At 64.9% G+C, this 7,702-nt stretch carries 9 protein-coding genes and 1 riboswitch; of the genes, 6 read left to right on the forward strand and 3 right to left on the reverse strand.

Annotation, left to right across the window (positions count from 1 at the left end; translation table 11 throughout):
* Positions 1-581: 50S ribosomal protein L25/general stress protein Ctc (locus tag IC50_RS23910; RefSeq protein ID WP_035710451.1), on the reverse strand; the 581-nt coding region annotated here is incomplete at its 3' end.
* A 332-nt stretch (positions 582-913) separates the two neighbouring features.
* On the reverse strand, positions 914-1,165 hold the full coding sequence (locus tag IC50_RS23915; RefSeq protein WP_018648337.1) for an accessory factor UbiK family protein: 252 nt from the start codon (positions 1,163-1,165) through the stop codon (positions 914-916).
* A 198-nt stretch (positions 1,166-1,363) separates the two neighbouring features.
* On the opposite strand from IC50_RS23915, the gene lgt reads away from it, so the two are divergent.
* The 5 genes from lgt to IC50_RS23940 all read left to right on the forward strand — a co-directional run bounded on the left by lgt (position 1,364) and on the right by IC50_RS23940 (position 6,093).
* Positions 1,364-2,209 (forward strand): prolipoprotein diacylglyceryl transferase, encoded by an 846-nt coding sequence (gene lgt / locus IC50_RS23920; protein ID WP_035710452.1) that lies wholly within the window; start codon positions 1,364-1,366, stop codon positions 2,207-2,209.
* A gap of 20 nt (positions 2,210-2,229) precedes the next feature.
* Positions 2,230-3,348 carry a class I SAM-dependent methyltransferase gene (locus IC50_RS23925; RefSeq protein WP_035710456.1) on the forward strand — a complete coding sequence of 373 codons (1,119 nt, stop codon included), beginning with the start codon at positions 2,230-2,232 and terminating at the stop codon, positions 3,346-3,348.
* Positions 3,345-4,112: a peptidoglycan editing factor PgeF gene (gene pgeF, locus IC50_RS23930; RefSeq protein ID WP_035710458.1), complete on the forward strand. Its 768-nt coding sequence runs from the start codon at positions 3,345-3,347 to the stop codon at positions 4,110-4,112. The genes IC50_RS23925 and pgeF overlap by 4 nt, the downstream gene beginning before the upstream one ends.
* Positions 4,113-4,318: 206 nt before the next feature.
* On the forward strand, positions 4,319-4,945 hold the full coding sequence (locus IC50_RS23935) for a hypothetical protein (RefSeq protein WP_035710460.1): 627 nt from the start codon (positions 4,319-4,321) through the stop codon (positions 4,943-4,945).
* Positions 4,946-5,139: 194 nt separating this feature from the next.
* Entirely contained in the window at positions 5,140-6,093 is a 954-nt protein-coding gene (locus IC50_RS23940) for a ribose-phosphate pyrophosphokinase (RefSeq protein ID WP_035710467.1), read from the forward strand.
* Positions 6,094-6,209: 116 nt separating this feature from the next.
* On the opposite strand, the gene IC50_RS23945 is transcribed toward IC50_RS23940, so the two are convergent.
* Complete coding sequence (locus IC50_RS23945; RefSeq protein ID WP_035710463.1) at positions 6,210-6,770, reverse strand: 6,7-dimethyl-8-ribityllumazine synthase; 561 nt, start codon at positions 6,768-6,770, stop codon at positions 6,210-6,212.
* A gap of 78 nt (positions 6,771-6,848) precedes the next feature.
* Positions 6,849-7,007, reverse strand: a riboswitch (FMN riboswitch).
* A 440-nt stretch (positions 7,008-7,447) separates the two neighbouring features.
* Between IC50_RS23945 and IC50_RS23950 the strand changes: the two genes are divergently transcribed.
* Positions 7,448-7,702 (forward strand): YbjN domain-containing protein (locus IC50_RS23950; protein ID WP_035710465.1); only part of this gene is annotated, 255 nt, incomplete at its 3' end.

Genomic DNA, 7,702 nt, shown 5'->3' on the forward strand with positions numbered 1-7,702 from the left:
TGCTCTTCGGCGTAGCCGGAAGGCGGCACGATGGTGACGAGGGTCGCGTCCTCGCGGGTCAGCGCCTTCACGCCGGCCGGCAGCTTCACGTCCGACAGATGCAGCGAGTGACCGATTTCGAGCGAGCCGACATCGGCCTCGATGTACTGCGGAATGCTCTCGACACCGCATTCGAGCTCGATCGCATGGGCGACGATGTTGACGGTGCCGCCACGCTTCACGCCGGGCGAGCCTTCGGCCTTCACCACGTGCAAGGGCACGCTGATGCGGATGGTGGCGCCTTCGCCGAGCCGCATGAAGTCGACGTGAATCGGGAAATCCTTGACCGGATCGAGGTGGTAGTCCCGCGGAATCACGCGGTGCTTCTTGCCCTCGAGGTCGATGTCGACCAGCGTGGTCAGGAACCGGCCGGCCAGGATGCGCTGGCGCAGCTCACGATCTTCAATCGAGATCGTCACCGGGGGCTGGTTGTTGCCGTAGATCACTCCGGGCACTCTGCCGGCGCGACGCTCAGCCCGGGCGGCCCCCTTGCCGCTCTTCGGACGTGCGGTCGCCTTCAATTCCTTGACGGTCGTCGCCATTTCGTTAAGTCCTTGTTTTTGCAAAAGTTAATGGGCCGCAAGGCGGCCCATGGCATCATCCGCAGCAGGCCTCCAGGGGTGCGGGGGCCGCGAACGTGGCGGGCTTTTACCCGGAAGATGCGGAAATGACAAGGAGAATGGGCTGGTGGCCCCGGGTTCCTGCCCTACCCTGCCCTGGAGGGGGAGGGTCGGCTCACATTGAGCGTAGCGAAATGTAAGACGGGGTGGGGTGATCTCTCCCCACGGGCACTATTCGACGCGGAGAGACTGTCACCCCACCCCGCTCGCGCTACGCGCGATCGACCCTCCCCCTCCAGGGGAGGGTAAGAGCCCTACCCGCCCAGCTTCGCCTCCAGCGCTGCAATCCGCGCCTTCAGGGCCTCGTTCTCCTCGCGCGCGAGGCGCGCCATGTCCTTGACCGCCTCGAACTCCTCGCGCTTGACGAGGTCCATGTCGCGCAGGAATTTTTCCGCCTGAGTGCGCATCACCGTATCGAACTCGCGCTTGACACCCTGGGCAGCACCGGCGGCGTCATTCATCAGCCGGCCGATCTCGTCGAAAAACCGGTTGCTGGTCTGGGTCATTTCGGCCTCCGATAAACTTTGCGCGAACTCTCGAAAAGACAATGGCAATCCGGATCGAACGGTTCAAGGGCCGATCGCCGGTATCCTTGTCATGAACCGGTTTCCTTGCAATCGTATTCAACGTGCCTGCATAAGAAGAATCACACGGCGTCTGCCGGTGCTCCTTCGCCGCAATCTCGTCCAGACATAGAAGGCGCGATGCCCTTTCTGCTGATCGACTTTCCCGCCTTCAAGCCGATCGCGATCGAGATCGGTCCGTTCGCGATCCGCTGGTATGCGCTGGCCTATATCTGCGGCATCGTGTTCGGCTGGCTCTATGCGCGCTCGCTCCTGAAGAACGAGCGCCTGTGGGGCGGACCGGCGCCGATCTCGCTGGTGCAGGTCGACGACTTCATCCTGTGGGTCACGCTCGGCATCATCCTCGGCGGCCGCACCGGCTACGTGCTGTTCTACAATCTGCCCTTCTTCATCGATCATCCCGCCGCGATCTTCAAATTGTGGGAGGGCGGCATGTCGTTCCATGGCGGCTTCCTCGGCTGCGTCGTCGCGGTGATGTGGTTCGCCTATCGGGGCGGCATCTCGATCCTGTCGCTCGGCGACATCACCACCGCCGTCGCCCCGGTCGGGCTGCTGCTCGGACGGATCGCCAACTTCATCAATGGCGAATTGTGGGGCCGCGCCACGGACGCGAGCCTGCCCTGGGCGATGATCTTCCCCAACGATCCGACGCAGCTGCCGCGCCATCCGAGCCAACTTTACGAAGCGGGCATGGAGGGCATCCTGCTGTTCACGGTGCTCGCCATCATGATCCGCTTCGGCGCGCTGAAGCGCCCCGGAATGATCCTCGGCGCCTTCATCCTGATCTACGGCCTGACCCGCATCGCCGGCGAGCATTTCCGCGAGCCGGACGTCCAGCTCGGTTTCCTCTGGGGCGGATTAACCATGGGCATGCTGTTGTCGATCCCGATGCTTATCGTTGGCACCCTACTTATCGTATGGGCTGTCAGGCGGGGGGCGCCGAAGCGCCTCCAGACCATTCGTTAGTTCATTTCGAGAAGGCAGCCGTGACCGACACGCCGCTCCTCAACGAGATCAAGGCGCTGATCAAATCCTCAGGCCCGATGCCGGTCTGGCGATACATGGAACTGTGCCTGATGCATCCGCGCTACGGCTATTACGTCTCGCGCGATCCGCTCGGGCGCGAGGGCGACTTCACCACCGCCCCCGAAGTCAGCCAGATGTTCGGCGAACTCCTGGGACTGTGGACCGCCTCGGTCTGGAAGCAGATGGGCTCGCCGCAATTGCTGCGGCTGATCGAACTCGGCCCCGGCCGCGGCACCATGATGGCAGATGCGCTGCGTGCATTGCGCGTGCTGCCGCCACTCTACCAGGCGCTCCAGATCCACCTGGTCGAGGTCAATCCGGTCCTGCGGGAACGGCAGAGTGCAACGCTGTCGGCCATCCGCAACATCGCCTGGCACGACCGCATCGACGAGGTGCCGGAAGGCCCCAGCATCATCCTCGCCAACGAATATTTCGACGTGCTGCCGGTCCACCAGATGGTCCGCTACGAGAACGGCTGGCACGAGCGCGTGATCGAGATCGATACCGACGGCAGGCTTCAGTTCGGCGCAGCACCCGAGCCGACGCCACGCTTCGAGGTTCTGCTGCCACCGTTGGTGCGCGCCGCACCGGTCGGCGCCGTATTCGAGTGGCGGCCGGACGGCGAGATCATGAAGCTCGCCACGCGCGTGCGCGACCAGGACGGCGCGGCCCTGATCATCGACTACGGCCATCTGCGCAGCGATGCCGGCGACACATTTCAGGCGATCGCGCGCCACACCTTCGCCGATCCCTTGAAGGCGCCGGGTCAGGCCGATGTCACCGCCCATGTCGACTTCCAGGCGCTGGCGCGCGCGGCCGAGGATGTCGGCGCCCGCGTGCACGGCCCGGTGACGCAAGGCGACTTCCTCAAGCGTATCGGCATCGACACCCGCGCCGCCGCCTTGATGCAGAAGGCGACGCCCGAAGTCGCCACCGATATTTCGGTCGCGCTCAACCGCCTGACCGATACCGGGCGCGGCGGCATGGGTTCGATGTTCAAGGTGCTCGGCATCTCCGAGCCGCGGCTGACGGGCCTTGCCGGCCTCAGCGACCTCGAACAGGCTGGAGAGACCTCATGACGCTTGCTTCGTCGCTGCTGTCGGCCGTGCCCGGCCTGCGCCACGCCTTCTTCACCCGCGAGGGCGGCGTCTCCAGCGGCATCTATTCCGCGCTGAACGGCGGGCTCGGCTCCAACGACGATCAGACCCTCGTTGCGGAGAACCGCCGCCGCATGGCCGAGCATGTCGGCGTCGCGCCCGGGCGCTTCCTCAGCCTGCACCAGGTTCATTCGCCCGACGTGCGCGTGGCTGATGCGCCCTGGCCGAACGGGCCGCGGCCGAAGGGCGATGCGCTGGTGACGAAGACGCCCGGCATCGCGCTCGGCGTCTCCACCGCCGATTGCGGGCCGGTGCTGTTCGTCGATCCCAATGCGCGCGTGATCGGCGGCGCGCATGCCGGCTGGAAGGGCGCGCTGACCGGCGTGCTGGAAGCGACGATCTCGGCGATGGAGGAGCTCGGCGCAACGCGCGGCGGCATCATCGCCGCGATCGGCCCCCTGATCCGGCAGGAGAGCTACGAGGTCGGCAACGAATTCGTGACGCGTTTCATCGAGGCGGACGCCGACAACGCCATGTTCTTCATCCCATCCGTGCGCGAGGGCCATGCGATGTTCGATCTCGCCGGCTTCATCCGCAAGCGGCTGGAAGCCGCCGGCATCCTGATGATCGAAGATCTCGGGCTCGACACCTACGCCGATGAGCGTTTCTTCAGCTATCGCCGCTCGGTGCATCGCAAGGAGCCGGATTACGGCCGGCACGTTCACGCCATCGCGCTGGAAGGGTGAACACAAGAGCAACCTTTTCGATCGTCATTCCGGAACTCGCGTAGCGAGAACTCCGGTGCGCACTTGCGCACCTGAGAATCTCGAGATTCCGGGTTCGATGCTTGCGCATCGCCCCGGAATGACGGGCGGGTAGAAGCGATGACGACGGTATGTGTCGCCGCTGCCCTAGACCTTAATCGATTTTAACGATATCGCTGCCCTTCATAATGAGGGATGCGTCATTCATCTTTGGCCGCGCGGGTTCGCGCGTGCTGGCGGTCATGCTGCTCGCGGCGGCGACCGTGCTGGCCGGCTGCGCCGGCGGCAACGCACCGGGCAATTCCTATGCGATGGCGCCGAGCGGTGGCAGCGGCGCGACGGTGGCGTTCGAATCCATCGACGGCCCGCCGCCGCAGGTGTTCGACCGCATGGTCGGGGTGCTCGACAGCGAATCCAAGCTGCGCAGCCTGTCCGTGGTCTCCCGCGAGGGGACGGCTGCCTATCGCGTGCGCAGCTATCTCTCCGCCCAGGTGGTGCGCGGCAAGACCGTGATCGCCTGGGTCTGGGACGTCTACGACGCCAACCAGCAGCGGGCGCTGCGCCTCTCGGGCGAGGAACCGACTTCGGCCAAGGGCGGCCGCGACGCGACACGTGATGCTTGGGCGGCTGCCGACGACCTCGTGTTGCGGAAGATCGCCCAGGCCGGATTCAGCGGACTTTCCAACATGATCAACGGAACGCCGGATGCGCCCGGCGCAGCTCCCACCTTGCGGGGACCGGCCGTGGCGAGCGCGTTTCCGGCCGCGCCGAGACCCGACATGACGACCTCGGCCCTCGGCTATGCCGAGCGATAACCCCCGCTCAACCACGGCCTCAAGTTGCGGCCAAGCCGTTGGCCCGACTCAGGATTTTCAAAGGGAAAACGTAGCATCCCGGGTTGCCATTGCAGCCTCCGGCCTGATATTTCCTCGCCCGTCGTAACCGTGCTTCCAGTGGGTATTTTCTGATGTTGAACGTCGTATCCAGCAAAGCGCGGGAGGAAGCGTCCATGTCGGCCAAGAACGGCTCCATCAAGCTCGTCGCCGGCAACTCCAATCCGGCTCTCGCACAGGCCATCGCGCAGGGCCTCGACCTGCCGTTGACCAAGGCGGTGGTGCGGCGCTTCGCCGACATGGAAATCTTCGTCGAGATCCAGGAGAACGTCCGCGGCTCGGATGCCTTCATCATCCAGTCGACCTCGTTCCCGGCGAACGACCATCTGATGGAGCTGTTGATCATCACCGACGCGCTGCGCCGCTCCTCGGCGCGCCGCATCACTGCGGTGCTGCCCTATTTCGGCTATGCAAGACAGGACCGCAAATCGGGCTCGCGCACGCCGATCTCGGCCAAGCTCGTCGCCAATCTGATCACGCAGGCCGGCGTCGACCGCGTGATGACGCTCGACCTGCATGCCGGACAGATCCAGGGCTTCTTCGACATCCCCACCGACAATCTCTACGCGGCGCCGCTGATGGTGCGCGACATCAAGGAGAGGTTCGATCTCTCCAAGGTGATGGTGATCTCGCCCGACGTCGGCGGCGTGGCCCGCGCGCGCGGCCTTGCCAAGCGCATCAACACCCCGCTCGCGATCGTCGACAAGCGGCGCGAGCGTCCGGGCGAGTCCGAGGTCATGAACGTGATCGGTGACGTCGCCGGATACACCTGTATCCTCGTCGACGACATCGTGGACTCCGGCGGCACGCTGGTGAACGCGGCCGACGCGCTGATCGCCAAGGGCGCCAAGGACGTCTACGCCTACATCACCCACGGCGTGCTCTCCGGCGGTGCGGCCGCCCGCATTGCGGGCTCGCGGCTGAAGGAGCTCGTGATCACCGACTCGATCCTGCCGACGGATGCCGTGACCAAGGCGCCGAACATCCGCACGCTGCCGATCGCCAGCCTGATCTCGGACGCAATCGCGCGCACCGCCGCGGAAGAGTCGGTGTCGAGCCTGTTCGACTAGCCATTGACGTCATTCCGGGGCTCGCGAAGCGAGAACTCCGGTGCGCACTTGCGCACCTGAGAATCTCGAGATTCCGGGTTCGGCGCTCATGCGCCGCCCCGGAATGACTTTGCGGGCTACCCCACGATCCCCGCCGCGACCTGGCCGCGCAGTCGCTCCAGGCCGTGCAGCGTTTTGGCGCAGGCCTCGGCCACCTCGACGCCCTTGATCGCAAAGTGCTTGCGGAAGAAGTCGTAGTGCACCTCGGTCTCGTGGAATTGCTGCGGCGTGAGCACGGCCGAGAACACCGGCACCTCGGTGCGGAGCTGCACGTCCATCAGTGCCTTGATGACGGTGTCCGCGACGAACTCGTGGCGGTAGATGCCGCCGTCGACGACGAGACCGGCGGCAACGATCGCGGTGTAGCGCCGCGTCTTGGCAAGGACCTGCGCATGCAGCGGGATCTCGAACGATCCCGGCACCTCGAACACGTCAACATGGGTCAGGTGCCGCGCTTCCGCCTCCTTCATGAAGGCGATGCGCGCCTCTTCGACCACGTCGTGGTGCCAGCAGGCCTGCACGAAGGCCACCCGCTGCGGCTTGGCGAAGCGCGGATGCTCCGGCACCGGGTCCTGTGGAACCGGCGGCTGGGTGGGGTGGGAGGTCTCGGTTTGGGGATCTTGCAACATCTGATTCATGGCTTTCCTCGGTTTAAGGACCAGAATCAGGGCACACGGCACGACAAACAGCCGCATCCTCTCGATGCGCCTGCCACCGACCGTTCTCTTTCATCCGGACTTTAACCGTCGGCTTCGGAGTTGCACCGAATCTGCTGACCCTTCCGCTCGGGATAACCCTCACGGAAGGCGCTCGCGGGCTTAGGCCTTTCGGCCCTTACCGCCGGTGGGGACTTTCACCCCGCCCTGAGAACATCGACCGTCCGGGATGAACGGCCTGCCGGGAAATATGCCGCCGGCGAGCAGTCGCGGCAAGCGCGTTCCGCATGGGCAAAGCTCATGGTCCCATGCCAGGTTTGAGGTCCTCCTGGCGGTCCGGCCCTCGCCGGGCGGATCTGACGGAGCCCCTCGTGAATCTGATTCCGGTTTGTTCTCCTCGATCCGGGATTGTGACCTCCAACGTTAAGAATTGTGGCGGAGATCAGCTGTGGACGAACGAGTCCTGGCTTGTGGACGGACTCGGGACCCCGTTGCGCAGATTCCGCAAATCACATCACTTGATCCGCGATGAGCCCCGCGCCGATCCGAGGGATCGCAAGGGCAAGTCCGAGGGACGCCGTAGCGACGTTTAGGGAGCGCGCGCCGGGCCCAACCGCGTGCGTATCAAGGACAACAAAAAGGCAAGAGGTCGAGACGGCATGTCCCTGCTCGAAAGCGCTATCGATTCCAGAAGCCATCCGCTCGCGGTGGTCGAGGACATCGCCGCCAGCAACAACTGGCCGTTCGAACGCTCCGGCGAAGACGAACTCACGATTGTCTCCAAGGGACAATGGACCGATTACCAGCTCTCCTTCACCTGGATGGGCGAGATCGAGGCGCTGCATCTGGCCTGCGCATTCGACATGAAGATTCCGCTGTCGCGGCGAAGCGAGGTGCAGCGGCTCGTCGCCGCC

The organism is Bradyrhizobium genomosp. I (2014) (assembly GCF_000261685.1).
In the GTDB taxonomy this organism is placed as follows: domain Bacteria; phylum Pseudomonadota; class Alphaproteobacteria; order Rhizobiales; family Xanthobacteraceae; genus Bradyrhizobium.

Coding starts and splice junctions, on each gene's coding strand:
- pgeF (WP_035710458.1), top strand. CDS start 3,345: ATGACGCTTGCTTCGTCGCTGCTGTCGGCCGTGCCCGGCCTGCGCCAC.
- IC50_RS23915 (WP_018648337.1), bottom strand. CDS start 1,165: ATGACCCAGACCAGCAACCGGTTTTTCGACGAGATCGGCCGGCTGATG.
- IC50_RS23945 (WP_035710463.1), bottom strand. CDS start 6,770: ATGAATCAGATGTTGCAAGATCCCCAAACCGAGACCTCCCACCCCACC.
- lgt (WP_035710452.1), top strand. CDS start 1,364: ATGCCCTTTCTGCTGATCGACTTTCCCGCCTTCAAGCCGATCGCGATC.
- IC50_RS23935 (WP_035710460.1), top strand. CDS start 4,319: ATGAGGGATGCGTCATTCATCTTTGGCCGCGCGGGTTCGCGCGTGCTG.
- IC50_RS23940 (WP_035710467.1), top strand. CDS start 5,140: ATGTCGGCCAAGAACGGCTCCATCAAGCTCGTCGCCGGCAACTCCAAT.